Genomic DNA, 24,953 nt, shown 5'->3' with positions numbered 1-24,953 from the left:
TTATATGCGCAAAAGCGCTAAAGGCATGTTGATATGTTAAGTGTTAAAAATTTACATGTAAGTGTAGAAGGCAATGAAATATTAAAGGGCTTATCATTGGAAGTGAAACCGGGTGAGGTTCACGCCATTATGGGTCCGAATGGTTCAGGTAAAAGTACGTTATCTGCAACACTCGCTGGTCGTGAAGAGTATGACATCGACAGTGGCGAAGTCATTTTCAAAGGTAAAGATTTGCTAGAGTTGGACCCAGAAGAGCGAGCTGGTGAGGGTATCTTCTTAGCCTTCCAATACCCAGTAGAAATTCCAGGGGTGAGTAACCAATTCTTCCTCCAAACGGCCGTCAATGCGGTTCGTGAATATCGTCAGCAAGAACCTTTAGATCGTTTTGATTTCCAAGATTTTATTGAAGATAAAATTAACTTACTGGAGATGCCTCAAGATTTATTGACACGCTCTGTTAACGTGGGCTTCTCCGGCGGTGAAAAAAAACGTAATGATATTCTGCAAATGGCTGCTCTTGAGCCAGAACTCTGCATCTTAGATGAAACTGACTCAGGGTTAGATATTGATGCATTGAAAACCGTTGCCAATGGTGTCAATTCACTGCGCTCTCCAGACCGTTCATTTATCATTGTGACGCATTACCAGCGCATTCTGGATTACGTCAAACCTGATTTTGTGCATGTGCTGTATCAGGGGAAAATCATCAAATCAGGTGATTTCAGCTTGGCGAAAAAACTGGAGGAGCAAGGTTATGGCTGGCTTATTGACCAACAGTGAAAGAGCAGGAAAACGTGCTCAGGTAGCTGCATTAAATGAGCAAGCGATGGCGCGTTTTGCAACACTTTTTGAGCAACGCTCTGGGGCGAAATCGCATCATGCGGCGGCACATTGGGAAAAAGCTAAACAAGTCGGTTTACCGGTTTTTCGTCATGAAGATTGGCACTATACGCCGTTGCATTCGGTATTGAATACACATTATCGTTTTGCAGAACAAGATCTTGACGAAAAAGCGTGTGAAGCTTTAGCGCTTCCGATTGATGCCTATCGAATCGTACTTGTTGATGGCCGCTATAGCTCAACACTTAGCTCTATCGATATGGGGCCATTTCAAGTTGCGCTATTAGATAGCCAAGATATGCTGCCCGATGCGGTTAATAGTGAGATCTTTTTGCATTTAACGGAAAGTCTTGCTCAACAGCCAATTGTTATTCACCTAGGTGCAAATCAAATTGCACAAAAGCCCCTTTATCTACTGAATATATCCAGCGGTAGTGATGGCGATACGGTGAATACTAGCCAATATCGCTATCACATCACGTTAGATGCAAACAGCAAAGCGCAAGTGATCGAGCATTTTGTCAGTTTTAACGATAAAGCCCATTTTACTGGGGGCCGTTTAACAGTTGAAGTGGGGGATAATGCGCAATATCAGCACTTCAAACTGAATAACGAAAACAATGTGGCTCAGCATTTTGCTCATAATGACATCGTGGTTGGTCGCGATAGCCAAGTATTAAGCAGCAGCTTTTTGCTGGGTGGAGCACTAACGCGCCATCATACGAGCGCACAACTGATGGGTGAAAATGGGCATTTTTCACTCAATAGCTTGTTATTGCCAAAAGACAGTGAAATTGTCGATACTCGGACTTACCTTGAACACAATGTAGGTCAGTGTGAAAGCCGACAATTACATAAAGTCATTGCCATGGACGGAAGTAAAGCCGTGTTCAATGGCATGATCAAAGTGGCGCCAAATGCCTTAAAAACAGACGGTCAAATGAGCAATCACACGTTATTATTGGGTGATAAAGCAGAAGTTGACACTAAGCCTCAGCTAGAAATTTATGCTGACGATGTGAAGTGTGGGCATGGTGCAACGGTAGGCCGTATTGATGATGAGCAGTTATTTTACCTGCGCTCCAGAGGGATTGACGGTAAAGCCGCAAAACATATGATTATCATTGCTTTTGCAGCGGAGTTGACTGAGTCGATTGAAAATGAAGAACTCAAACAAGCCGTCATGGCGAATATTCGCCAACGCTTAGCAGAGGTCTAATACGCGTATGACATACAACGTAACAGCAGTTAGGCAGGATTTTCCTGCCTTATCCCAAAGTGTGAATAATCATCCTTTGGTCTATCTTGATAGTGCAGCAAGTGCACAGAAGCCTCTGCAAGTGATTGAAAAAGAGAGCGAGTTTACGTTGCATCAATATGCTGCGGTACATCGTGGGATACATACCCTCAGCGCGCAAGCGACAAGCATGATGGAAGAGGTACGCCAAAAAGCGGCTGATTTTATTCATGCCTCTTCAGCAGAAGAAATGGTTTTTGTTAAAGGCACAACCGAAGCAATCAACCTTGTTGCCAATACCTTCGGGCGAACATTTATCGGTAAAGGCGATAATATTGTCATTACTGAGATGGAACACCACGCCAACATCGTACCTTGGTACATATTAGCCGAATCTATAGGCTTTGAAATTCGGGTCATTCCTGTTAGTGATGATGGGCGGTTACTGTTAACGCAACTTGGTGAACTCATTGATGCCAAAACACGGTTATTGAGCTTTACTCACATCTCTAATGTGCTAGGCACCGTTAACCCCGTTAAAGAGATTATTCAGCAAGCGAGGGCTTTAGCGGCTAATTGTGGGGCTGAGTTGTATGTGCTAGTCGATGGCGCTCAAGGTGCGATGCACAGTGTTGTTGATGTGCAAGAGTTAGACTGTGATTTTTATACTTTCTCAGGGCATAAACTGTATGGGCCGACAGGGATTGGCATTCTGTATGGCAAAAAATCACTTTTAGATAAGATGCCTCCGTGGGAAGGGGGCGGAGCAATGATCCGCCATGTCAGTCTTAAAAACGGGATCACTTATGCGGATGCGCCATGGCGTTTTGAAGCAGGAACCCCCAATGTTAGCGCCATTATTGGCTTAGGGGCGGCCTTTGATTATCTCAATGCGTTAGGGAGAGCAGAAGCCTTTGCTTATGAAAAGGAAGTGATGTCCTATGCTTCTAAAAAATTAAAAGAAATTCCCTCATTAACCCTATACGGTAACGATCAACGTGAAGGGGTGATTGCATTTAACCTCGGCACACATCATGCTTACGATGTTGGCTCTTTTTTAGATCAATATGGTATTGCTATCCGTACTGGGCACCATTGTGCATTACCATTGATGGACCGCTATAATGTTCCTGCAATGTGTCGCGCTTCGGTAGGTATCTATACGACCAAAGAAGAGATAGATTCCTTATTCAATGCATTACAGCGCATTAAAAAATTGTTAGGCTAGGCGTTAAAGCCTGATTGTTTTTGTTATCATTGACTGAAAAAGCCAATATGTTATTGGCTTTTTCATTTATTAACCCTGCTCCTATTAACTGAACGATTTGCTAATCAGCAGAGAAAACGAATCAGGTTGACTAACCTTAGAGACATTTGTGATTAATTAAGGAAAGAAGTATGCCAGCTTTACCCGATGAACATAAATTGCTACGGAATTTTGCACGTTGCCAAGACTGGGAAGAGCGTTATCTATACATGATAGAGCTTGGTGGGCGCTTAACGCCATTAACAGAGCAACAACGTAGCGATAGTAACTTGATTGCAGGTTGTCAAAGCCAAGTCTGGATAGATATGCAAAAACAGCCAGATGGTAGCATTTGTTTTGCTGGTGATAGTGACGCGGCGATCGTGAAAGGGTTAGTTGCAATAGTCATTATTCTTTTTCAGGGGAAAACGGCTGAGCAGATCTTGTCAGTAGATGTCAAATCATTTTTCGCTCAACTTGCTTTGGAGCAGCATTTGACGCCGTCGCGTACTCAGGGCCTTAATGCGATGATCCGGACAATCCTTTCCCGAGCAACACAGCTACAATAATTATCTCGCGGGGAATACTATTTCCCTGCTTGTTTTTTTGAACTGTTCTGAGCAGCCATCCCTTGTATTCATGATTAACTCTTCGATTTAGCTTAACTCATTGTTTCATCAATGATATAACGATTACTACTTACAAAATATTCAACGGGTATTAAAGATGAGCAATATAGTTGCTATTATGTACATCTTGAATGAGAAGCGATGTCTATCCGCTTCGAATCGTCGAGTTGTGGCTAAGCTCCATTTGAATTTCTCGTGGCTGCTTTTTTGCTGCCTAGCTACCCCTCAAGTTATTAGAGCATAGTTTGGTATTCCCTGGAGTCGGTATGAAGAAAGCGTTAACTGTGGCAAGTTTGTTTGTGGCAAGTGTATTGCTATCGCCAGTACAAGCGAAGGATTATCCATTACCAGATAGCAATACGCGCCTTATCGGGGAAAATACACACTATGTTGTTCCCAATGATGGTCGTTCATTAGAAATGATTGCCAGCGAATATCAAATTGGTTTACTGGCGATGCTAGAAGCGAACCCCGGTACGGATCCTTATTTACCCGAAGCTGGCAAAGAGTTGATTATTCCGACGCAAATGTTATTGCCAGCAACACCTCGGACGGGGATTATTATTAACCTCGCCGAATTAAGACTGTATTACTATCCTGAAGGTAGTAAAGAAGTGGTGGTCTATCCTATCGGAATTGGTCAATTAGGGCGTGATACACCGGAAATGGTGACATCTGTGAGCCAATCCATTAAAGATCCCACATGGACGCCAACGGCGAATATTCGTAAAAATTATGCCAAAGAAGGGATCACTTTGCCTGCGGTGGTACCCGCAGGGCCAGACAACCCAATGGGGCTTTACGCGTTACGTTTAGCATATGGCAGAGGTGAATATTTAATTCACGGCACGAATGCTGATTTTGGTATTGGTATGCGTGTTAGCTCAGGCTGTATTCGTCTACGCCCAGATGATATTGAAGCTCTGTTTAAAACGGTTCCTAAAGGAACGCGAGTGCAAGTGATCAATCAACCGGTTAAATATTCAAAAGAAGCCGATGGTAGCTATTACATCGAAGTACACCAACCTCTTTCCAAGAAAGCCTCAGATGATCCACAAACAATGCCGATACCGCTCTCTGATGATTTTAAACGTTTCCTTGAAAATGAAGAGATTGATAAAGCATTAGTGGAAAAAGAGCTGGCAAGGCGTTCAGGGTTGCCTGTGAGGGTTAACAAGGAGCAGGGGGTTGAAAGGCAATATGAACCGGAGTACAGCGTGAGTGGCAGTCAAACGGATGAAGTCATCAATGAACAGGGTAAATATCCAGCGTTGAATCCGATTGATGAATTTACTATTTCACAGCCTCAACCTGTCTATCAGGGATCTGAAAACGAATAACAGGTAAAAAATAAGGGCCTAATATCTAGGCCCTCTACATATAAGATTATGTGGTATAAAACAGTAGACTGTTATACCGTTGCTAATTCAAACTTACTTTTTGTAAGAACGAACTTGGTTATCAAGACGTTGGTTAGCACGAGCTGCTTCTTGTTGTGCAGCTTGAACTTCAGCGCGAATAGTCTGGACATCGTTGCTCAGTTGATCAACTTTACCATTCAGAGTTTGCACGTCTGAAGAGAGTTTTTGCACTTCAGTGCTGTTAGAACAACCCGCCAGTAATGCTGAAGCTAGAACGATAGAGCCCAGAACAATTTTAGTACGAATCATTATTTTACCCTCTAGATAGATTTATCTTGAAAATACCAAAGTAAGCGCCCAGTAAAATAGATATCAGATTGTTTCTACATCTACTTATTCCATATGAACAACGCAATGTGTTCAGGAATGGTACTTACTTTTTCTTATGCTAGTACTTAATTTCCAGTTTTGCTAGAAATACTTTTAGCCAGACAGTAGGAAAAATAAGAAAAAATGTATTCTCAACTCTCAAGGCTATTATTCAATCAAATCAAACTCTCTTTGAGATATTAGTCTAATATAGCAAATGAATAATAGATTGCAATAACGCCATAAATCAAAATATTCTCTACCGGAAGCATTTTATGTTAAAACAAAACATCCTACCTTATTCGACTAATAGTATAAGTGTTGGATGAGCGAAAATGGCAACCATTTATTGTGCTCAGGCAGAATGACAAACATTCATTTATTGAAACATGACTTAAAAAAACAAAAACGGGAAAAACAAAGTTCTCCCCGTTTTAATTACGCCCTAAACGATGTCTTAAGACGTTATGGATTTTAAGCTATTGCTAATTACAGCACGTGTACGGAAGATGTATTGGTTGTTCCGCTTGGAACTAATGCACCAGATACCATCACAATAGCATCACCTTCTTTCGCCAAGCCGCTATTTAAAGCTGCACGTTTACCTTCGCGGTAAAAATCATCTGTTGATGTGAAACCACCAACCCTCATTGGTACTACACCTTTTACCAATAACAACTGACGAGCGGTTTCTTCGTTAGTGGTTAGCGCTAAAATAGGCGCGGTAGGGAAGTATTTACGGACTGATTTGGCTGATTTACCGCCGAAAGTAGCAACGACAATCAGTGGAACGTCTAACTTCTCAGACATCTCAACGGCGCCACGGCAAACCGCTTCGGTGACACGTAGGCGTTGGCCTGGTTTTTGGTTATCAATACGGGTTGGCATGATGCGATCTGTGCGCTCACAAATCGTTGCCATGATAGTAACGGCTTCAACAGGGTATTTGCCTTTAGCACTTTCACCTGAAAGCATCACAGCATCCGTACCATCAAGGATGGCGTTTGCCACGTCGCCTGCTTCAGCGCGAGTAGGGCGTGGGTTTTTGATCATTGAATCTAACATTTGCGTTGCGGTGATCACGACTTTACGTGCAGCAACACATTTCTCAATCATCATTTTTTGGGCGAAAATAACTTCTTCTACAGGGATCTCAACACCCAAGTCACCACGGGCAACCATGATACCATCAGACGCTTCTAGGATATCATCAAAGTTATTCAAACCTTCTTGGTTTTCAATTTTGGAGATGATCTGAATATTTTCGCCACCGTGTTTTTTCAGGTGAGCACGGATTTCTTCCACATCAGAACGTTTACGGATAAACGACGCGGCGACAAAATCGACGCCTTGCTCACAACCAAAAATCAGGTCTTCTTTATCTTTTTCAGCGAGAGCAGGTAAACCAATAGAGACGCCGGGTAGGTTAACGCCTTTTTTCTCACCTAAATCACCATTATTCAAGACTTCACAGATCACTTCTGTCGCGGTGACATCTTTCACTTTCATGCCAATTAAACCGTCGTCGACTAAAACGGTATCACCCGCGTTAAGATCTGCGGTCAAACCGGCATAAGTTACAGCAACTCTGTCTTTATTACCGATAACTGAAGTATCTGTAGTGAATGTAAAAGTTTGACCAGCAACGAGAGAAACATCGTTACCGCCCTCAAGTTTCATAGTGCGGATTTCAGGCCCTTTAGTATCAAGCAGGATAGCGGCTTGTTTGCCAGTTCTCGCACAGACTGCACGTAGATTTTTGATACGTTGACCATGCTCTTCATAGTCGCCGTGAGAGAAGTTGAGACGCATGACATTCATGCCTGCATCAAGAAGTTGGTTCAATTTTTCTTCTGATTCGGTTTTTGGACCGATGGTACAAACAATTTTCGTTTTTTTCATGGCAGTCTATCTAAAGGTTATAAAGGAAATCGGTATTGTCGTCGATTCATGAATACGTTTTGTTGCGCAACGCATTGTATTAAGAATAGGCGACAGTCTGGTGTTCAATGCAATTATGTTGTGGATTAGATCACATTTTTTATGCTAATTATTATGATTGTAACCTAATGCACTAAAGCTAACTTACTGATTTATTTTTGATGAAACCTTTCAGCTTGTGCGATTATTATAGACAACAAAAAACTGTGAGACAAATCAAATTTTGCAAAATTGAGTGAAGAGATATTTCAGATCAAAATAATTGAAGATTTTATCGGTGCTGTTGCGCAACACGAGAAGGTGGTCACAAAAACGGTGGAGCAGATAAGAAAACAAGGGAGAAACAGTGAATAACATCGTTGAATGGTGCGTCCGAGTAGACTCGAACTACCGACCCCCACCATGTCAAGGTGGTGCTCTAACCAACTGAGCTACGGACGCATTGTAATATCATTGACGTTGTGAAATGGTGCGTCCGAGTAGACTCGAACTACCGACCCCCACCATGTCAAGGTGGTGCTCTAACCAACTGAGCTACGGACGCATTGCAATTTCATTGACGTTTTTGAAATGGTGCGTCCGAGTAGACTCGAACTACCGACCCCCACCATGTCAAGGTGGTGCTCTAACCAACTGAGCTACGGACGCGTTTCAAAACTGTCAGGGTGACAACGGGAACGAATATTAACGTCCTACCGCCGTTCTGGCAAGGGGAAAATGTATTTTCGTGATAGTTTGCTCGTATTTACAGCGACTAAAGCAAAAATACATTCCCCAATCGAATAATTTGCTTGTTATTCCATCAATTAGCGCGTTGAACGAAGTAAAACAACGCTATCAGGTTGCCTATGGATCCACCAAATACGGGTGGCCATACCCACGGCAGCCGCACTTAGACCCACAATAAATCCGATCCAAAAGCCTTTAGGCCCCATCGCAGGGAAGATAAAGTCAGTTAATGCGAGTACATAACCCACAGGTAACCCTAAAATCCAGTAAGCGGTAAAGGTAATAAAGAAGATAGAACGCGTATCTTTATAGCCGCGTAAAATACCTGCACCGATGACCTGCACCGAATCTGAAAGCTGGTAAATCGCTGCAAATAGCATGAGGCTTGAAGCGAGAACAACTACTTCAGGGCTTTTGTTATACATTAACGCAATAGGTTCACGTAAGGTTGCCGTCAGGATCGCGGTACAGCATGCGACTAATAAGCCAACTGCCAAACTGGTATAAGAAGAGACTTTCGCTGCTTCAGTCGATTGTTGTCCAAGGTTATAACCCACACGGATAGTGGCAGCGATACCCAATGACAATGGGAACATAAACATGACCGAGCTGAAGTTTAATGCAACTTGGTGTCCTGCAACTGCCACGACATCCAGCGGCGCAACCAGCAATGCGACGATGGCAAATAGTGTCACTTCAAAAAATAACGCTAACCCAATAGGTGCACCTAAAACAAAAATACGTTTCATAATAAGTGGGTTAGGGGAAGCAAAGGGTTGTGTCGCCTTAATATCGCGTTGTGAGCCCGCTCTTTTTACGTACCAACGCATCATAATGCACATTACCCAGTAGACTGATGCAGTTGCGACACCACAACCCACACCACCTAATGCAGGCGCACCAAAATGCCCATAAATAAAGATATAGTTAATGGGAATGTTGACCATCAAGCCGAGAAAACCAATCACCATGCCTGGTTTGGTTTTGGATAGACCTTCACATTGGCTACGAAAGACCTGATAAAATAGATAGCCGGGCGCACCCCACATAATCGCATGTAAGAAACGGACAGACTTATCTGCTAGCTCTTCATTAATATGCGGCATGTTACCAATAATTAACTTACTATTATAAAGTAAAAAGATCACACCCAGTGAAAGGAAGAACGCTAGCCATAGCCCTTGCTGAATTTGATTACCAATTAACTGACGGCGACCAGAACCATTCATCTGTGCGACGATAGGTGTCAGTGCCATTAATAACCCCTGACCAAAAAGAATAGCTGGCAGCCAGATAGAAAATCCAACTGCAACTGCTGACATCTCGGTTTCACTGACACTACCTGCCATCACGGTATCCACAAAACCCATCGCCGTTTGTGAAAATTGAGCAAGAATGATCGGAATGCCGAGAGCGAGCAAGCTACGCGCTTCTGTAAAATATTTCTGCACGCATACACCTTTAGAGTAATAAATACTGATTAATAGAATATAGAGAAAGAAATGCTAATGATTTTTGATAAATCAAATAGTTAATAGCAACTTTATATTTTAACTCTTTTGATAACTTAAGCCAATGATCTGTTGTTCTTAATATGAAAGAAAGTTGTGTATGGAGCGGCATGATAATGTTACACAAATTCACACATAGGTTGAGCCAAACCACTCAAATTAGATAGATCTCTAAGAATGTTTAGGTAAACTGAGACTATCAATTCATAGCACTGAGAATCATTATGTTTACAGGTATCGTTCAGGGGACTGCCCCAATTGTTGAGGTTACAGAGAGAGCTAACTTTCGTACCCATGTGATGAAATTTACACCAGAACTGCTTGTCGGCTTAGAGACCGGCGCTTCCGTAGCGCATAATGGTTGTTGCCTAACAGTAACAAAAATAGATGGCGAATATGTTAGCTTTGATTTAATCAAGGAAACACTCAGGCTAACCAACCTAGGTGAATTGAAGGTTGGTGATGTTGTTAACATTGAAAGAGCTGCAAAGTATGGTGATGAGATAGGCGGCCATGTGGTATCAGGCCACATTGTGACGACCGCAGAGATCAGTAAAATCTTCACATCAGAAGATAATCATCAAATTTGGTTGTCTATCTATGACAAAGCATTGATGAAATATATTTTACACAAGGGGTTTGTTGCGATTGATGGGATCAGTCTCACTGTCGGTGACGTAATCAATAACCGTTTTTGTGTACATCTGATCCCTGAAACCTTAGCAAGAACCACATTAGGTTTGAAACGGCTGGGGGATAAAGTGAACATTGAAATAGACCCACAAACTCAAGCGATAGTTGATACAGTCGAACGAGTTTTATTGCAGAAAGAGCAGGAAAAAAAAGCTCAAGAAGCGATTACACAGGCAAGCGATAACTAAATGTAACCCTTTGTATGAGGGAAACTGAAAATGCTATAGCACCGAGGAGTTAGCTGGTGTTATAGCATTAAAAGTCTGATAAGTTTTACTATCTTAAGGGGAAATCCCTTGTATTTGCACTTTTGTTGGGTTTTTTAGTACCAAGTATTAATTTGCGCCACTATGCTTTTTCGCTAAAATTAATAGAAATGCTAGCATTATCACGTTCAATTGCTTCAACGAGCCGTTTAAAATGCGCTGACTTTTTATGCATTTCAAGCGCATCGGTACTTTCCCATTCTTCAAAAACGATGTAACCATCCTCTTTAGTGATAAGGTCATATTTAATGCATCCTTGCTCACGACGACTTAGCTTAGCTAAATTTTTGATTATGTCTTTGGTTAAAAATCCATTCTTATTTTCTGTTGTGATTTGTGCATATACAACAATACTCATTCCGTTCTCCTTATGTGTATCGAGAACTATCTTAAAGGGAACTTGGCTTTTGTATTGTAAAAAAACGAATAATGAGACTTCAAAAAAGCAGACGGCGTCATCGTGAAATAACGCTTAAAATCACGATAGAAATGGGACTGATCATAATAGCCTGTTTCTAACCAGCGATAGGTATCTTGCTCGGCAAGCATTGCCTTAAGTAGTTGTTCTAGACGGCAATTTATCTGATATCTTTTAGGGGTAATGCCATATTCTTTTAAAAATTCTTTTTGTATAAAACGTGCGCTGTATCCCATTTCATCAGCAATATCATTAATCTTTTTGGTTGGATTTCGGTAGAGGATCGCCAATATATCATCCACTAATTGATGCTGTTTTGAGACTTTCGTCGCATTAAAACAATCAAGTAGTCCTTTAAAGGATGATTTCGATAACTCTTTATACCAAGGATCCTGCCATATATCGGCTAACGCGGTCGGTATATCGGTATAAGTTAAGATGCGTTTAGGTAATAAAAAACGCACGGCATCATGGCGTACACGCAATACCATGAGCTTCCCATGATTAGGCTCTGCGGTAAAAGTGTCGATACGCGGAATAACAAGCTGATATTTGTTGACTTGTTGATGGTGATCAGTAGACAGACGTAACGCTTTGGTAGAAACCCAAATTTCTGCGCCAGTACCAGGAAAAATTTTAATCGGTGTTGTAAATTTCTTGATAATTAGAATCGAACTGATAAAACCATTCAATTCCGTTGGCGGATAATACTGTTTGAGCATAATTCCTACATAGCGAGTTGTTCGAATCACTTATAATAACGTTTTTTAGTCGAAAGACTAATTAAAATAATATTTATGCATTATTAAAGGCTCTATAAAGAGATTCATCTCAATAATAGAGCCTTTATAAGAAGGAATATTCCGTAATTGTGTTACCGAGGAACTCTAATGCCTCCGCTAACGCCGTTCGGACTCCAGAGGATTTGCCACAACTGAATATCTCTTGCTCGGAAAGCGCCAGCACAAGAGTTTAAGTAATAGGTAAACATACGTTTAAAGCGAGGAGTATAATTATTACTTAGTTCTGACCAACTATTTAAGAAGCGTTCATACCAAGCCATTAACGTTTTATCGTAATCAGCCCCAAAATTGTGCCAATCTTCCATGATAAATTTACCTTCACTTGAGTTCCCAATATTTTGAATAGAGGGTAATACGCCATTTGGGAAAATATATTTACCAATCCACGAGTCCACATTGACTTTATTTTTGTTAGAGCCAATTGTGTGTAACAAAAATAAGCCATCGTCTTTAATATTCCTACGTGCCACATCGAAATAGGTTGCGTAGTTTTTAGGGCCAACGTGTTCAAACATGCCGACAGAGACGATGCGATCAAATTTATCATTTAACTCACGGTAATCTTGCAAAATGATATTAACGTCTAAGCCTTTACAGCGCTCTTGTGCGAGTTTTTGTTGCTCTTTAGAGATAGTGACCCCTGTAACAGAGGCGCCATAATGGCGAGCGGCATAGGCGCTTAAGCCTCCCCAGCCACAACCAATATCTAAAAGGCGCATACCCGGCTCTATTTGCAGTTTGCGACAAATTAGATCCAATTTATTAATTTGTGCCTGTTCAAGTGATGTCGCATCATGCCAATAACCGCAAGAATATTGCATATAAGGGTCAAGCATTAGGGTAAAAAGATCATTACCCAAATCATAGTGCTCTTCTCCTACAATCCAAGACCGTTTTTGGGTTTGCAGGTTTCTTAGGCGCGCCATAGCGACTTTCATGATATCGGTAAGGTTATTCGGCAGCTTAGTGTCGAGTTTCGCTTGCAATACTTTATAGAAAAATATATCTAAGCGCTCACAGTCCCACCAGCCGTCCATATAACTCTCGCCAAGACCGAGAGACCCTTTTTGTAAAACCCTTTTATAAAAATCGGTATTATGTATTTGAATATCGAAAGGGCGAGAGCCGTTTATTTCTATGCCTGCTTGGTTTAATAAAGACTCTGCGATCCTTTGCCAATTCGAAACTTTCGCTTTAGTTTCATCTACACAAGTGCTCATATGCTCTCCAACTTGAGATGAAGGTTTTTGAGATAGAATTTCAGTTTGCTGAAAGTGTAGGGTTGCGAAGAATAGCTTCACAAAGACAGGAGCGCATTTATACCGTCGCGCCCTGAGTTTAAACCATCAATATTTATTAACTCAAAAATCACTTCGGACTAAGTATTATCCGAGTATAGAAGCGATAGTTTTATTTAACAATGGCGAAAAATGTCACTTTAGCCAGAAAAGTAGAATTTGAAAGTAAATATACAGAATTGGAATGTCAAATAAAGAGTGGATGATTTTAAAAAGACGACTTAATTAGGTTTTTTATTCCAAATCAGCCACTACAGAGTAGTGGCTGATAGCAAAATTAGTTATTGAGGCTGATATTCTGCATTTTTCCGTGATGATTCAGTGCAATCTTTTGTATTTTGAACAAAATAACCAATAATCATTGGTAATATTGTTATTGCCATGACACCTGTTGTGGATAGTAGCGGATCAAAAGGTAATGCGGAAACTAATATACTGGCGACAAAACACAATCCCAGTTGTAAGGTATTTTGCAATGCGGCAGCTTTACCACTTGCCTGAGGGTAGGCATTCAGCGCTTTTGAAACTGCAATTGGGTAAGAAGCACCGTTCATTGCTGCCATAAAACAAAAGGGGATTAAGATCATGGTTAGGCTTGGTGTGGTATAAATTGCCATTACAAACAGAATTGACATACTCACAGCATAGCCGATCAATAATAATGGAAATAAGATTTCAGCACGGACTTTGATTAATAAAAAACGACATCCATAACCACCAATAATAAAGGCAAGAGTTTGAGGAATATAACTCAGACCAATATCTGCTGGGTCAAAACCCATATTTCTTAAAATAAAAGGTGACCCCGTTAACCAAGCAAAGAAACCGGCACTACAGGATGCGTAAACCAAAACGTTACCACTGTATATACGTGAGCTGAGTAATTTTAAAAATGAAATGGACTCTTTTCCTGATGTACTACTAATGATCTCTTTTGGGGCAACATTTTTTAATAAAAATGTCGGAAGTAATAATAAAACCCCAACGGCCATTAAAACAACAAAGATAATTTCCCAATCATAATGCTCAAGCACCCATGCACCCAATAAAGGCGCCAAAGCAGGAGAAAGAGCAACTAGGGGCATAATGGTCGCAAACACTTTTTGCGTACTAGAGGAGTCATAACGGTCGATAACTAGTGCTTGCCAAAGAACGGCTGCACTACAGACGCCAATTGCCTGTAAAAAACGTAAGATAAGCAGTTGTGTTGCACTGGTGACCCATAACATCCCTAAACAACTTAAAATAAAGAGTGACAAACCGGCAATGAGGATCGGTTTACGACCTAGCTTATCCGATAAAGGCCCCCATAGCAGTTGAGCAAGGGCAAATCCCCCTAAGAAGATACTTAGAGAAGCACTAATTGCGCCTTCAGAAGTATTTAATGCAGTTTGCATTGACCCAAATGCGGGAAGATACATATCAATAGCTAAGAACCCTAGCATACTCAACCCAGCAAGGTAGAACATAAAGCCTGGGGAGTTTTTTGTCGCTGTATTTGTCATGGCAGATTACTTATCTAAAATTTACAAAATTGTTAATAGATACCCTATTGTATAGGTTGTATTTTTACATTGTGAAACGGTAATATTTGGAATGTGCTATCAAAATTTTTGAAAGGTATCGTTATGTGGTCAGCTCATTCCTTAGAAGTGATTGATGCAGTTGCAAGAACTGGGAGTTTTAGTGGTGCAGCAGAGGAGCTTCACCGAGTGCCTTCTGCGATTAGCTATACGGTCAAGCAAGTCGAGGAATGGCTTGCAGTACCGATATTTGAGCGCCGTCACCGCGATGTTGTTTTAACAGAGGCTGGGGAAATATTTATCAAGCAAAGTCGATCTGTTATCAAAAAAATGACACAGACACGCCACCAGTGTCAGCAAGCCGCAAATGGCTGGCGAGGGCAGTTTAGTATTGCGGTTGACTGCATAGTGAAACCTCAACGAACGGAGCAATTGATCCTCGATTTCTATCGCCACTTCCCAGACATTGAGTTGTATATCCATCCTGAAGTTTTTAACGGTGTTTGGGATGCGCTTGCGGATGGGCGTGTCGATGTGGCTATTGGTGCAACACGCGCCTCACCGATCGGCGAACGCTATAGTTTTCGTGATATGGGGTTTATGTCATGGTTATGTGTTGCCAGTCCTAACCACCCATTAGCGCAGTTAAAGGGAGGATTAACGGATGACCAAATGCGTGAATACCCAAGTCTGTGCCTTGAAGATACATCAAGGAACCTACCCAAACGCGATACATGGGCACTAGATAACCAGCGGCGTTTAGTCGTGCCATTTTGGGAAAATGGAATGGCGTGTTTAGTGAATGGGTTATGTGTTGGGATGGTACCTGAACACCGCGGAGCGCCATTTTGTGACGCTGGAAAGCTTGTGCCATTACAATTAACACAGCCGTTTCCGCCAAGCCCATGCTGTTTAACTTGGGTTGAAAAAAATACCTCACCGGCGTTGAGTTGGTTACTTGAATACTTAGGAGACAGTGAAACACTCAACGCCGAATGGCTAGCTCCTTAATTAGCGGCGGTAATCGATGAACGGACCATCAGCCACTGAGCGCCGTTCAACTAAACGTGGATGCACTTCGATTGTTTGTGCATCTTCACGTTTATTCACTATGCGATCTAGTAACATAGCGAATGCCATTTGGCCTAAGCGTTCTTTAGGTTGATGTATTGTGGTTAATGCAGGGGTGAAATAACGTGCATTGCGCACATTATCATAACCTATAATGGAAATATCTTGAGGAACCCGTAGCCCCATTTCGTCAGCGGCACAAATGGCGCCCATCGCCATGATGTCACCACCACAGAATACGGCAGTGGGTTTTTGCTTATTACTCAAAATTTGCATCATGGCTTTATAGCCTGACTCAGGTTCAAAGTCGCCTTGAACAATCCATTCGTCACGTAAAGTGACCTTCGCCTCTTCCATGGCCTTTTTAAAGCCAGTGAGCCGCCCAATCCCTGTATTTCTTTCCAAAGAGCCGGGGATCACCGCAATATCGCGATGGCCTCGGTCAATTAAGTAACGACCCGCGAGATAGCCGCCATGGAATGAATTATCAATGATACTGTCAGTAAAGTCACCGCGTGATGTTCCCCAATCCATAACGACCATTGGGATGTTACGGTAATCTTCTAACATATTGATTAGTTTATCAGGATATTCAGAACACATGACGAGTAGGCCATCGACACGTTTTTGTGCCAGCATCTGTAAATAAGCTTGTTGTTTACCTAAGTTATTATGCGAATTACATAAAATTAGAGTATAGCCTTTCTCATAACAACTGTTTTCAACAGACTCAATGACCTCAGCAAAATAAGGTGCCTCACTCGATGTCGCGAGCAAGCCGATGGATTTTGTATGATTAACTTTCAAACTACGAGCAACGGCACTCGGCGAATAATTGAGTTCTTTTATTGCAGCCCAAACAGCAGCCTTAGTATCATCGGCTACAAAGCGTGTTTTGTTAATTACATGGGATACGGTTGTGGTGGAGACGCCAGCGCGCTTCGCCACATCTTTAATCGTTGCCATGGGGAAAAAAAACTCCTGACCAATAAGCGGTCTTGTCATGAATTCTTATTAAAAATTACCAGCATATTGAGGCATAGTACCTTAACTGGCAATAATTTAGCGATTTGTTATCGATTTTGTCTGATCTAGCGCAAAAACAAAAGAAATAATTGATGTTATAACCTGTGATATAGACACTGGTTTTTATAAATCGTCATGTCATACTTATTTAACCATGTTAAAGTTATGGTTATGTTGCTGGTTAACTGTTCGTTTGATGAGAGGAACTCATGGATACAGATTTTAAATTTGGATTATTAGCAGCGTTAGGTTCTTTGGCTGTGATCATTGCTTTTGCAGTACATATTTTCTAATTTTGCCTTTTAAATAAAGGTAGAATGAATAAGGGCGAGTGAATACTCGCCCTTATTGTTAGTGATAAAAATCAATTAAGCTAGATTTTCTTCAACAAATTTCCAATTAACCAGCGCCCAGAAGTTCTCTAAATACTTAGGACGTGCATTGCGGTAGTCAATATAGTAGGCGTGCTCCCAAATATCGACAGTAAGAAGAGGTTTGTCATCACCAGAGATAGGGGTGCCAGCGTTAGAGGTATTTACAATCGCTAAGCTGCCATCAGTTTTTTTAATTAACCAAGTCCAACCAGCACCAAAGTTTTTGGTTGCTGCATCAGTGAACTGCTGTTTAAATTCAGCGAAAGAACCAAATGCTTTGTTAATCGCTTCTGCGACTTTACCTGTTGGTTCCCCGCCAGCGTTTGGCGCTAAGCAGTTCCAGTAGAAAGTGTGATTCCAAACTTGTGCCGCATTGTTAAAAATACCAGCATCTGAGGTTTTAATGATCTCTTCCAGTGATTTACCTTCGAAAGCAGTACCTTTGACTAAGTTATTCAGGTTAACAACATAGGTATTATGGTGTTTACCATAATGGTACTCGAGTGTTTCTTCCGAGATATAAGGTTCTAGAGCATTCTTAGCATAAGGTAGAGCGGGTAGTTCAAAAGACATTGCGTACTCCTTGTTTAGGTGTAAAACAACACATATGGGTGTAGTGCTCATAAAGTTGAGCGAATATTTTTATAGCCATGATCATGCTGTTAATGTGCATAAACTGAACATTTATGCGGCATGAACTATTATTTAATATATTAATAATAGCACGATATGGCTGCCTGATTGTAGGCTTAGTCATTATAGGGTTATCTTAACAAATCTTACTGATAAATACACCGTAAAATCATAGGGATATTATTTTATCAGCAGAGTTTCACCGTAACTGTAAACGGGGAGATGAACGTATGGCTTTTCAATAGCGGGTGGATGACTAACGTGTAGTTAGCTCATAACTACCGTCGCTCTCCTGATTGTTCCCTAATACCAAATAAATTTGTGAGATAAGCTGATAGTTCAGTGAGACTGTTATTCGTTGGTTTTTTATCATTGCGGGAGAGTATGGTAGGAAAAGAGTGATGCAGAGCAGGGAGCGTGCTAGGTAGTAGATTTATTTGACTTGAATCATAAATAAGTCACAATACAAGCAAACCAAAGGAGGGGCTTAACACCCCTCTTTTTCATTCGTAATCGCAGCTTAACTCATTGATGTATTAAGAGTGAAATGTAGTATTATGTAGTATGTTTTTTGTTCTGTATTTTTTATCTGATTGAAAAACAAGAAATATACTAATTATATTAATGTTAAGGAAGTAAAAATGACGACAATTGAAAGAATCGAACGCCAGATTAAAGAAAACCCAATCCTGCTGTATATGAAAGGCTCTCCTAAGCTTCCTAGCTGCGGTTTTTCTGCTCAGGCAGTTCAAGCGTTATCTGCTTGTGGTGAACGTTTCGCTTATGTCGATATCCTGCAAAATCCAGATATCCGTGCAGAGCTACCAAAATACGCAAATTGGCCAACATTTCCCCAATTATGGGTTGACGGTGAATTAGTAGGTGGTTGTGATATCATCATGGAAATGTATCAGCGTGGTGAATTACAGTCACTGATTAAAGAAACAGCAGACAAGTACCGTCCTGCTGATGAGACGAAAGCTGAGTAATCTCGTCATTAATGTATCTAAAAAGACCGTATTAAGCGTTTAGACTAATACGGTCTTTCTATTTCGGATACGGCTATTTTTTACTCTTGCTCCGCTGGTGGCCATCCACCGAGCTTTTTCCACTTATTAACTAACTCACAAAAAAGAAGAGCAGTGCGGTTTGTATCATACAAAGCGCCGTGAGCCTGTTTACCGTCGAAAGGGATCCCTGCTGCGACACAGGCCTTAGCTAAAATCGTTTGCCCAAAAACAAGGCCACTTAATGCAGCGGTATCAAAAGTCGCAAAAGGGTGGAAAGGGTTACGTTTTAAACCCGCACGTTCAGCGGCATTCATGACAAAGCTGTGGTCGAATGTGGCGTTGTGAGCCACAATGATAGCTCGATTACAATCGGTCGCTTTCATCCCTTTTCGTACCATTTTAAAAATGGCATGCAGTGCTTCATACTCACTAACAGCACCACGTAAAGGGTTAGTTGGGTCAATCCCCGTAAAAGCTAACGCAGCGGGTTCTAAATTAGCCCCTTCAAAGGGTTCAACATGAAAATGAAGTGTTTCATCAGGCGATAACCAGCCATCTTTATCCATTTTGAGCGTGATGGCGGCAATTTCAAGTAGACCATCCGTTTTGGCATTAAACCCACCAGTTTCTACATCAATGACAACAGGGTAATAGCCCCTGAAGCGGCTAACCAGTGCGTTAGGATTATTTTTATCAGACATTAGGCTTTCATTTTAGGTTTCCGGTTGTTGGTTATTATGCCAAAAACCGAAAAGTTTTGCAGATAAACTCACACTAGGCAGCATATGAACTGCCTAGTGACTTAAGAATCGAAATGAATTAATTACCGAGGCCTTTGCTAGCACTTTTGTTCTCAATTAGCTCGATTTTGTACCCATCAGGGTCTTCTACAAAAGCAATAATTGTACTACCACCTTTGACTGGGCCTGCTTCACGTGTCACATTTCCACCTGCACGGCGGATATCTTCACAGGTCTGAGCGACGTTATCGACACCGAGGGCAATATGGCCATAAGCTGTGCCTAATTCGTAACTATCAACCCCCCAGTTATAGGTGAGCTCAATTACGGCACCTTCACTTTCGTCACTGTAACCCACGAATGCCAATGAATATTTATACTCAGGGTTTTCACTGGTACGCAGTAGACGCATACCGAGAACCTTCGTGTAAAAATCAATTGAACGCTGCATATCCGTCACACGTAACATGGTATGTAGTAAGCGCATAAGAGAACTCCCTTGAATTAACTAAATGAAACTGAATCGTTTTAACGACTAATATAACGTACCTATTATCTTTAACACAATGAAATAGGTTTATTTATTGAACAAATAATAGATATAATCGTATTAGTGGAGTATATCATTAATTGGTGTTTTTAGTTAGGTGATATCAGTATGGCAGAGCAACTCGAGTTTTTTGAAATTCAAAGCCCTTGTCGTGGGATTTGCCAAGCCAATGAGCAAGGTTATTGCCGTGGTTGCTTTCGCTCTAGGGAAGAACGTTTCGGATGGTTAAAATTTACCGATAGCCAAAAGCGTAATATCTTACGTTTATGTCGTCAGCGCTATATTCGTTCAATAGCCGTCAAAACTCAGCAAGATGACTCACCTTCACCTCAACAAGAGCTTTTTTAATTGTTATCAACGCACTCATTCCCCATCAATCTTTTTAATTAAAGTTTTTTAACGACTATTCGTTGAAGCGTAATTAAATTGAAATGAAATTAATAAAACATAGTTAATTACTTCATATATCCTTCAATTAAATTTTAGTTATTCAAAATAATAATAAAATAAGGACAAAGCTACCGAAAATGGCATGATTTTAAGATTAACTATATTTAATTGTTTTTAAAGGAGTAATCGGCAATTGTCTTTTTTATTGTTAATTGTAATTACTATAAGGGTTAAAATAGATAGATTCGAAAGAGGAGTAAGGCTATTCTTATTAACAAGATCATTGATAGTCTATGTGAGTAAATAAAACGATGTTTAATATATAAAATGAGTGGATTTAATGGGTGATTAAAATCACAAATCAAATGATTGACTATGACTATAAATAGGTATTTATCATGGTTTTTTCTAATAATTAGTTGTCATAGCAAGAAGGAGTGAATATATAATTTAAAGAATAATTTATGGGTTGTATATTTGTTGGGCAGAATAGTGTTATATAAGGAGGGAACATTGGAGTCACAAATAGGAGCTGATTTATCACGTGTTGTACGCATGTGGAGATCACTGATTGATCATCGTTTGAAACCACTTAAGCTAACGCAAACGCATTGGATTACGTTACATAATATTAGCCAGCTACCGCCGGAGCAGTCGCAAATTCAACTTGCAAAAGCGATTGGTATTGAGCAACCTTCATTAGTGAGAACGTTAGATCAGTTAGAGGAAAAAAAACTGATTTCTCGTCACACTTGTGCGAATGACCGTCGTGCAAAAAGAATAAAACTGACACCTGAGTCTGAGCCATTTATCAAAACAGTTGATGAGGTAATTGATAATACACGCAAAGAGATTTTAGGAAATATTACACAGGATGAACTGGGTCAGTTATCATTATTGTTACTGAAATTAGAGAAAAATATTTTACGATTACAAGGAGATTTATAATTAGTGAAATTATTAATGAGCTAAGTACATTATTAAACTTTAAATCATTATGACAAGATTAATTATCTATTTTATTGATAGAACTTTTCTTCTGATTTTTTCGCCTAATAAATTAGTATGAAACTAAATTATTGGCTTTATTTATTGTTTGATGATAAATCATTTTTATTTTAACTGATTTATAAGATAGAAGGGTGTTTAAAGTTTACTGCTGTTAACTTGAGTAGCAAGTGATACTTTTTAGATTAATTGTGTTTTGAGGAACAAATCAAACAGCGTAAAAATAATCATTGGAATTTAAGCAAACATTAATATTTGTCAGTTATTTACAGATGTTCAACGGTCTGTTGGTACTGCATAAGATGTCAAATCCAAAGTCCAATAAGGAAGTGAAACTGTAGATGTATGATGACTACACAACAATGGTTTAGGTAACCTTAAAATTAAGAAGATATGTTCACCGGTCAGAATTTTGCCGGTGAACATATACTAAGATTAACGTGGAGAAACAGTGACCGTGCCGCCACTATTTGCAATCATGACACGTTGGCCAGAACGGAAAACACTTGGATCTTGTTTTTGAACGACGACAATGTTTTTGCCGCTATCAAGACGGATCTCTAACTGTACACCTTGGCTTCTATTCAGCGCACCTTGGGCTTCTTGGCCTGCTAAACCACCCGCAATAGCCCCCGCAGCGGTTGCAAGCGTTTTACCAGAGCCGCCACCAATGGTGTTACCCAATAGGCCGCCTAGTACCGCACCACCAATTGCACCGATAACGTTTCCATCATCACCTGCTTGGATAGTAACAGGGCGAGCATTAAGCACAGTGCCGTAAGTCACAGTCTGTACTTGTTTCGCGTCTTTAGCTGAAATAGTATCACCAGAAAGTGTACTGGTATTGACACAGCCAGATAATACAGTGACTGCTACAACACCGACGAAAACTTTCTTAAGCATAATTACTCCTATGAGACTTGCTGTCTGTGGCACTAACATAGCATTGGATTGTTGTTTTAACCATAATCACAATATGAAGATGACCATTATGATGTAGGGCTAAAACGGGTATCAGACTACTGATTTTGTTTTAAACAAAGTGTAAACACTAGGTAAAATATCTCAAAGTAGGAAATATTTCATAAAGTAAGGCACACTTTGTTAAATGTTTCCATTAAATAAATTGACGATACAAATATCATTGTGTGTTAATTGCACAAAAATTGTTCTAATTACCCAATGACGACCCTTGTTTGCATTGATAAATACCTTAGCTTGTTAATTATACTATAACTTATAATTGGCTAGGTAGATATTCGAGCGCCCAAATAACCTTATTGTCGATATTTTAAACGTAAAATCGTCAGGATCCGTGTACTGACTTTTTTTCTGCGAGTCAGCCCGAGAAATTACAATGTGTGGTTGACAAACTCCCCCATCAAAGCACAATCTTTTGAAGCTTAAATTCACAAAGCGTTATGCAACCTAAAGGAACAATAATGATAAAGTCAGGTCGTTATATAGGGATTATGTCAGGAACCAGCTTAGATGGGGTTGATGTTGTTCTTGCAGCGATTAGCGATAAATTTGTTGCTGAGCAATTAAGCATTAGTGTTGCGTTTCCTGTGGAGCTAAAAAAAAGAATTCTTAATATTTGCCAAGGCCAAGAAACCACATTATCTGAAATAGGAAAAATTGACCGTGAATTAGGGTCACTTTATGCCGATGCTGTGAATCAATTATTGGCGAAAGCCGGCATTCCCGCAAAAGATATCATTGCAATTGGTTGCCATGGGCAAACCGTCTGGCATGAACCCGATGGCCCGCAACCTTTTACCACACAACTGGGCGATAACAATAGAGTTGCTGCATTAACAGGCATTACGACGGTGGGGGATTTTAGGCGTCGCGATATGGCCTATGGTGGACAGGGGGCTCCATTAGTACCTGCATTCCACTTGGCAGTATTAGGCCATGCAATAGAAAAAAGAATTATATTAAATATTGGTGGCATATCGAACATTACCGCTTTACTGCCGGGGGCTTATGTCAAAGGTTACGATACCGGGCCTGGTAATATGTTGATGGATACCTGGATATGGCGTCATAAACAGTGTGCATACGATGAAAATGGTCATTGGGCGAGTACAGGTACGGTACATCAACCTTTGCTCAAGGCGATGTTACGTGATCCGTACTTCCGGCGGTCGGCACCAAAAAGCACTGGGCGTGAATATTTTAATATGCAATGGTTAGATAAGCACTTATCTGACTTCCCTGATATTTTGCCTCAAGATGTGCAAGCGACTTTATGTGAATTAACCGCCGCGTCAATTGCCGAGCAGATTTTACTGTGTGGCGGCTGTGAACGTTTAATTGTTTGTGGGGGTGGTGCAAAAAATAGCTTTTTGATGCAGCGCCTAGCGGCTTTGCTTCCGGGGACAGAGGTGGGGCCAAGTGATAAATATGGTTTAAGCGGTGATGATATGGAAGCATTAGCTTTCGCATGGCTGGCTGCTCGAACTATGGCTAATTTGCCGGGGAATCTTGCATCCGTGACAGGCGCTGAACGTGAAACGGTGTTAGGTGCGATTTATCCCGCGAATATCGATGAAAAATAATTGCGTTAAGGAAATAAGTAAACGATGAATGACGCACAAAATTTAGAGTTAGCAGCATTACGCCGTGAATACACGAAAGGTGGTTTAAGGCGATCTGACTTAACGGCAGACCCACTAGATCTGTTTGAGAAGTGGTTAAAACAGGCCTGTGAAGCGAATTTAAGTGATCCTACTGCAATGTGTGTTGCGACTGTTGATGAAACAGGTCAGCCGTATCAACGTATTGTTTTGTTAAAGCACTTCGATGAAAAAGGGTTGGTCTTTTATACCAACATGGGGAGCCGAAAAGCGCAGCATTTAGGAAAAAACAATAAAGTCAGCTTACATTTCCCATGGTACCCACTTGAGCGCCAAGTGAGTTTTTTAGGGGTGGCAGAGCGTTTAAACCCTATTGAGGTCGTCAAGTATTTCCATAGTCGTCCAAAAGATAGCCAGATTGCGGCTTGGGCATCTCAGCAATCATCCAGAATTTCAGCGCGTAGCATTTTGGAAGGTAAATTTTTAGAACTAAAACAAAAGTTCCAAAATGGCGAAGTGCCACTACCGAGTTTTTGGGGTGGTTTCCGTGTGGTATTCAATAGTGTTGAGTTCTGGCAAGGGGGAGCCAACCGGTTACATGACCGTTTTATTTATCAGCGAGACGGGGATGGCTGGAAAATTGATAGATTAGCGCCGTAATTAAATGTTTTTTAGCTGGCACTTCACAGCTAGGCGCTTTATGCT

Annotated in this window: 25 protein-coding genes and 3 tRNA genes; 13 read left to right on the top strand and 15 right to left on the bottom strand. The window is 40.8% G+C overall.

Going from position 1 to position 24,953, the window contains the following annotated elements; all coding sequences use genetic code 11:
• Positions 1–33 precede the first annotated feature (33 nt).
• The 5 genes from sufC to M1E93_RS11580 all read left to right on the top strand — a co-directional run bounded on the left by sufC (position 34) and on the right by M1E93_RS11580 (position 5,292).
• Positions 34–780 carry a Fe-S cluster assembly ATPase SufC gene (gene sufC / locus M1E93_RS11600; RefSeq protein WP_004919160.1) on the top strand — a complete coding sequence of 249 codons (747 nt, stop codon included), beginning with the start codon at positions 34–36 and terminating at the stop codon, positions 778–780.
• Complete coding sequence (sufD, locus tag M1E93_RS11595) at positions 755–2,059, top strand: Fe-S cluster assembly protein SufD (RefSeq protein WP_004919163.1); 1,305 nt, start codon at positions 755–757, stop codon at positions 2,057–2,059. Before sufC ends, sufD begins: the two co-directional genes overlap by 26 nt.
• Positions 2,060–2,066: 7 nt before the next feature.
• Positions 2,067–3,305, top strand: coding sequence for a cysteine desulfurase SufS (sufS, locus tag M1E93_RS11590; RefSeq protein WP_004919165.1), 1,239 nt, complete (start codon positions 2,067–2,069; stop codon positions 3,303–3,305).
• 170 nt (positions 3,306–3,475) lie between these two features.
• Entirely contained in the window at positions 3,476–3,892 is a 417-nt protein-coding gene (gene sufE, locus M1E93_RS11585) for a cysteine desulfuration protein SufE (RefSeq protein ID WP_004919167.1), read from the top strand.
• Positions 3,893–4,218: 326 nt separating this feature from the next.
• Entirely contained in the window at positions 4,219–5,292 is a 1,074-nt protein-coding gene (locus M1E93_RS11580; RefSeq protein ID WP_014658217.1) for a L,D-transpeptidase family protein, read from the top strand.
• Positions 5,293–5,385: 93 nt separating this feature from the next.
• Here M1E93_RS11580 and M1E93_RS11575 read toward each other — a convergent pair whose 3' ends face one another.
• The 6 genes from M1E93_RS11575 to M1E93_RS11550 all read right to left on the bottom strand — a co-directional run bounded on the left by M1E93_RS11575 (position 5,386) and on the right by M1E93_RS11550 (position 9,803).
• Complete coding sequence (locus tag M1E93_RS11575; RefSeq protein WP_004919171.1) at positions 5,386–5,622, bottom strand: major outer membrane lipoprotein; 237 nt, start codon at positions 5,620–5,622, stop codon at positions 5,386–5,388.
• Between the two features lie 549 nt (positions 5,623–6,171).
• Positions 6,172–7,584, bottom strand: coding sequence for a pyruvate kinase PykF (pykF, locus tag M1E93_RS11570; RefSeq protein WP_104873422.1), 1,413 nt, complete (start codon positions 7,582–7,584; stop codon positions 6,172–6,174).
• 403 nt (positions 7,585–7,987) lie between these two features.
• Positions 7,988–8,064, bottom strand: a tRNA-Val gene (locus M1E93_RS11565).
• Between the two features lie 26 nt (positions 8,065–8,090).
• Positions 8,091–8,167, bottom strand: a tRNA-Val gene (locus tag M1E93_RS11560).
• 27 nt (positions 8,168–8,194) lie between these two features.
• Positions 8,195–8,271 (bottom strand) — tRNA-Val (locus M1E93_RS11555).
• Positions 8,272–8,429: 158 nt separating this feature from the next.
• Positions 8,430–9,803, bottom strand: coding sequence for an MATE family efflux transporter (locus M1E93_RS11550; RefSeq protein ID WP_426206938.1), 1,374 nt, complete (start codon positions 9,801–9,803; stop codon positions 8,430–8,432).
• A 284-nt stretch (positions 9,804–10,087) separates the two neighbouring features.
• On the opposite strand from M1E93_RS11550, the gene M1E93_RS11545 reads away from it, so the two are divergent.
• Entirely contained in the window at positions 10,088–10,744 is a 657-nt protein-coding gene (locus tag M1E93_RS11545) for a riboflavin synthase (protein WP_004919182.1), read from the top strand.
• Positions 10,745–10,904: 160 nt separating this feature from the next.
• Here M1E93_RS11545 and M1E93_RS11540 read toward each other — a convergent pair whose 3' ends face one another.
• The 4 genes from M1E93_RS11540 to punC all read right to left on the bottom strand — a co-directional run bounded on the left by M1E93_RS11540 (position 10,905) and on the right by punC (position 14,846).
• The gene (locus M1E93_RS11540) at positions 10,905–11,180 is read right to left on the bottom strand and encodes a putative quinol monooxygenase (RefSeq protein WP_004919184.1); all 276 of its coding nucleotides are present in this window, start codon (positions 11,178–11,180) and stop codon (positions 10,905–10,907) included.
• Between the two features lie 26 nt (positions 11,181–11,206).
• The gene (locus M1E93_RS11535) at positions 11,207–11,962 is read right to left on the bottom strand and encodes a helix-turn-helix transcriptional regulator (protein ID WP_004919186.1); all 756 of its coding nucleotides are present in this window, start codon (positions 11,960–11,962) and stop codon (positions 11,207–11,209) included.
• Between the two features lie 152 nt (positions 11,963–12,114).
• The gene (cfa, locus tag M1E93_RS11530; protein WP_014658221.1) at positions 12,115–13,263 is read right to left on the bottom strand and encodes a cyclopropane fatty acyl phospholipid synthase; all 1,149 of its coding nucleotides are present in this window, start codon (positions 13,261–13,263) and stop codon (positions 12,115–12,117) included.
• Between the two features lie 359 nt (positions 13,264–13,622).
• Positions 13,623–14,846, bottom strand: coding sequence for a purine nucleoside transporter PunC (punC, locus tag M1E93_RS11525; RefSeq protein WP_169342161.1), 1,224 nt, complete (start codon positions 14,844–14,846; stop codon positions 13,623–13,625).
• Between the two features lie 123 nt (positions 14,847–14,969).
• Between punC and punR the strand changes: the two genes are divergently transcribed.
• Positions 14,970–15,875, top strand: coding sequence for a DNA-binding transcriptional activator PunR (punR, locus tag M1E93_RS11520; protein WP_040133068.1), 906 nt, complete (start codon positions 14,970–14,972; stop codon positions 15,873–15,875).
• On the opposite strand, the gene purR is transcribed toward punR, so the two are convergent.
• A complete protein-coding gene (gene purR / locus M1E93_RS11515; RefSeq protein ID WP_014658224.1) occupies positions 15,876–16,901 on the bottom strand; it encodes an HTH-type transcriptional repressor PurR in 1,026 nt (341 codons plus the stop codon).
• Positions 16,902–17,170: 269 nt separating this feature from the next.
• Here purR and M1E93_RS11510 point away from each other — a divergent pair, with 269 nt between their 5' ends.
• On the top strand, positions 17,171–17,254 hold the full coding sequence (locus M1E93_RS11510; RefSeq protein ID WP_101495216.1) for a YnhF family membrane protein: 84 nt from the start codon (positions 17,171–17,173) through the stop codon (positions 17,252–17,254).
• A 75-nt stretch (positions 17,255–17,329) separates the two neighbouring features.
• On the opposite strand, the gene sodB is transcribed toward M1E93_RS11510, so the two are convergent.
• Positions 17,330–17,908 (bottom strand): superoxide dismutase [Fe], encoded by a 579-nt coding sequence (sodB, locus tag M1E93_RS11505; protein ID WP_426206935.1) that lies wholly within the window; start codon positions 17,906–17,908, stop codon positions 17,330–17,332.
• A 701-nt stretch (positions 17,909–18,609) separates the two neighbouring features.
• Here sodB and M1E93_RS11500 point away from each other — a divergent pair.
• Positions 18,610–18,957 carry a Grx4 family monothiol glutaredoxin gene (locus M1E93_RS11500; RefSeq protein WP_014658226.1) on the top strand — a complete coding sequence of 116 codons (348 nt, stop codon included), beginning with the start codon at positions 18,610–18,612 and terminating at the stop codon, positions 18,955–18,957.
• An 80-nt stretch (positions 18,958–19,037) separates the two neighbouring features.
• Here M1E93_RS11500 and rnt read toward each other — a convergent pair whose 3' ends face one another.
• Together rnt and gloA are read right to left on the bottom strand one after the other, a co-directional pair.
• The gene (gene rnt / locus M1E93_RS11495; RefSeq protein WP_004919199.1) at positions 19,038–19,679 is read right to left on the bottom strand and encodes a ribonuclease T; all 642 of its coding nucleotides are present in this window, start codon (positions 19,677–19,679) and stop codon (positions 19,038–19,040) included.
• 118 nt (positions 19,680–19,797) lie between these two features.
• A complete protein-coding gene (gene gloA, locus M1E93_RS11490; protein WP_014658227.1) occupies positions 19,798–20,205 on the bottom strand; it encodes a lactoylglutathione lyase in 408 nt (135 codons plus the stop codon).
• Between the two features lie 171 nt (positions 20,206–20,376).
• Here gloA and M1E93_RS11485 point away from each other — a divergent pair, with 171 nt between their 5' ends.
• Positions 20,377–20,616, top strand: a complete 240-nt coding sequence (locus M1E93_RS11485) for a DUF1289 domain-containing protein (RefSeq protein WP_004919204.1) — start codon at positions 20,377–20,379, stop codon at positions 20,614–20,616.
• 555 nt (positions 20,617–21,171) lie between these two features.
• Entirely contained in the window at positions 21,172–21,606 is a 435-nt protein-coding gene (gene slyA / locus M1E93_RS11480; protein ID WP_036940025.1) for a transcriptional regulator SlyA, read from the top strand.
• A 495-nt stretch (positions 21,607–22,101) separates the two neighbouring features.
• On the opposite strand, the gene M1E93_RS11475 is transcribed toward slyA, so the two are convergent.
• Entirely contained in the window at positions 22,102–22,569 is a 468-nt protein-coding gene (locus M1E93_RS11475; RefSeq protein WP_014658229.1) for a glycine zipper 2TM domain-containing protein, read from the bottom strand.
• Positions 22,570–23,111: 542 nt separating this feature from the next.
• Between M1E93_RS11475 and anmK the strand changes: the two genes are divergently transcribed.
• Entirely contained in the window at positions 23,112–24,230 is a 1,119-nt protein-coding gene (anmK, locus tag M1E93_RS11470; protein WP_041705626.1) for an anhydro-N-acetylmuramic acid kinase, read from the top strand.
• Between the two features lie 24 nt (positions 24,231–24,254).
• A complete protein-coding gene (gene pdxH, locus M1E93_RS11465) occupies positions 24,255–24,908 on the top strand; it encodes a pyridoxamine 5'-phosphate oxidase (RefSeq protein WP_004919212.1) in 654 nt (217 codons plus the stop codon).
• The last annotated feature ends 45 nt before the right edge of the window (positions 24,909–24,953 follow it).

The organism is Providencia sp. PROV272, from assembly GCF_049901975.1.
GTDB lineage: Bacteria > Pseudomonadota > Gammaproteobacteria > Enterobacterales > Enterobacteriaceae > Providencia > Providencia stuartii.
This window is presented reverse-complemented; position numbering and strand designations above follow the sequence as displayed.

Bases quoted from the DNA above. Each gene is read 5' to 3' on its own strand.
- sufC (WP_004919160.1), top strand. From the start codon at position 34: ATGTTAAGTGTTAAAAATTTACATGTAAGTGTAGAAGGCAATGAAATA.
- sufD (WP_004919163.1), top strand. From the start codon at position 755: ATGGCTGGCTTATTGACCAACAGTGAAAGAGCAGGAAAACGTGCTCAG.
- sufS (WP_004919165.1), top strand. From the start codon at position 2,067: ATGACATACAACGTAACAGCAGTTAGGCAGGATTTTCCTGCCTTATCC.
- sufE (WP_004919167.1), top strand. From the start codon at position 3,476: ATGCCAGCTTTACCCGATGAACATAAATTGCTACGGAATTTTGCACGT.
- M1E93_RS11580 (WP_014658217.1), top strand. From the start codon at position 4,219: ATGAAGAAAGCGTTAACTGTGGCAAGTTTGTTTGTGGCAAGTGTATTG.
- M1E93_RS11575 (WP_004919171.1), bottom strand. From the start codon at position 5,622: ATGATTCGTACTAAAATTGTTCTGGGCTCTATCGTTCTAGCTTCAGCA.
- pykF (WP_104873422.1), bottom strand. From the start codon at position 7,584: ATGAAAAAAACGAAAATTGTTTGTACCATCGGTCCAAAAACCGAATCA.
- M1E93_RS11545 (WP_004919182.1), top strand. From the start codon at position 10,088: ATGTTTACAGGTATCGTTCAGGGGACTGCCCCAATTGTTGAGGTTACA.
- M1E93_RS11540 (WP_004919184.1), bottom strand. From the start codon at position 11,180: ATGAGTATTGTTGTATATGCACAAATCACAACAGAAAATAAGAATGGA.
- M1E93_RS11535 (WP_004919186.1), bottom strand. From the start codon at position 11,962: ATGCTCAAACAGTATTATCCGCCAACGGAATTGAATGGTTTTATCAGT.
- cfa (WP_014658221.1), bottom strand. From the start codon at position 13,263: ATGAGCACTTGTGTAGATGAAACTAAAGCGAAAGTTTCGAATTGGCAA.
- punC (WP_169342161.1), bottom strand. From the start codon at position 14,846: ATGACAAATACAGCGACAAAAAACTCCCCAGGCTTTATGTTCTACCTT.
- punR (WP_040133068.1), top strand. From the start codon at position 14,970: ATGTGGTCAGCTCATTCCTTAGAAGTGATTGATGCAGTTGCAAGAACT.
- purR (WP_014658224.1), bottom strand. From the start codon at position 16,901: ATGGCAACGATTAAAGATGTGGCGAAGCGCGCTGGCGTCTCCACCACA.
- M1E93_RS11510 (WP_101495216.1), top strand. From the start codon at position 17,171: ATGGATACAGATTTTAAATTTGGATTATTAGCAGCGTTAGGTTCTTTG.
- sodB (WP_426206935.1), bottom strand. From the start codon at position 17,908: ATGTCTTTTGAACTACCCGCTCTACCTTATGCTAAGAATGCTCTAGAA.
- M1E93_RS11500 (WP_014658226.1), top strand. From the start codon at position 18,610: ATGACGACAATTGAAAGAATCGAACGCCAGATTAAAGAAAACCCAATC.
- rnt (WP_004919199.1), bottom strand. From the start codon at position 19,679: ATGTCTGATAAAAATAATCCTAACGCACTGGTTAGCCGCTTCAGGGGC.
- gloA (WP_014658227.1), bottom strand. From the start codon at position 20,205: ATGCGCTTACTACATACCATGTTACGTGTGACGGATATGCAGCGTTCA.
- M1E93_RS11485 (WP_004919204.1), top strand. From the start codon at position 20,377: ATGGCAGAGCAACTCGAGTTTTTTGAAATTCAAAGCCCTTGTCGTGGG.
- M1E93_RS11475 (WP_014658229.1), bottom strand. From the start codon at position 22,569: ATGCTTAAGAAAGTTTTCGTCGGTGTTGTAGCAGTCACTGTATTATCT.
- pdxH (WP_004919212.1), top strand. From the start codon at position 24,255: ATGAATGACGCACAAAATTTAGAGTTAGCAGCATTACGCCGTGAATAC.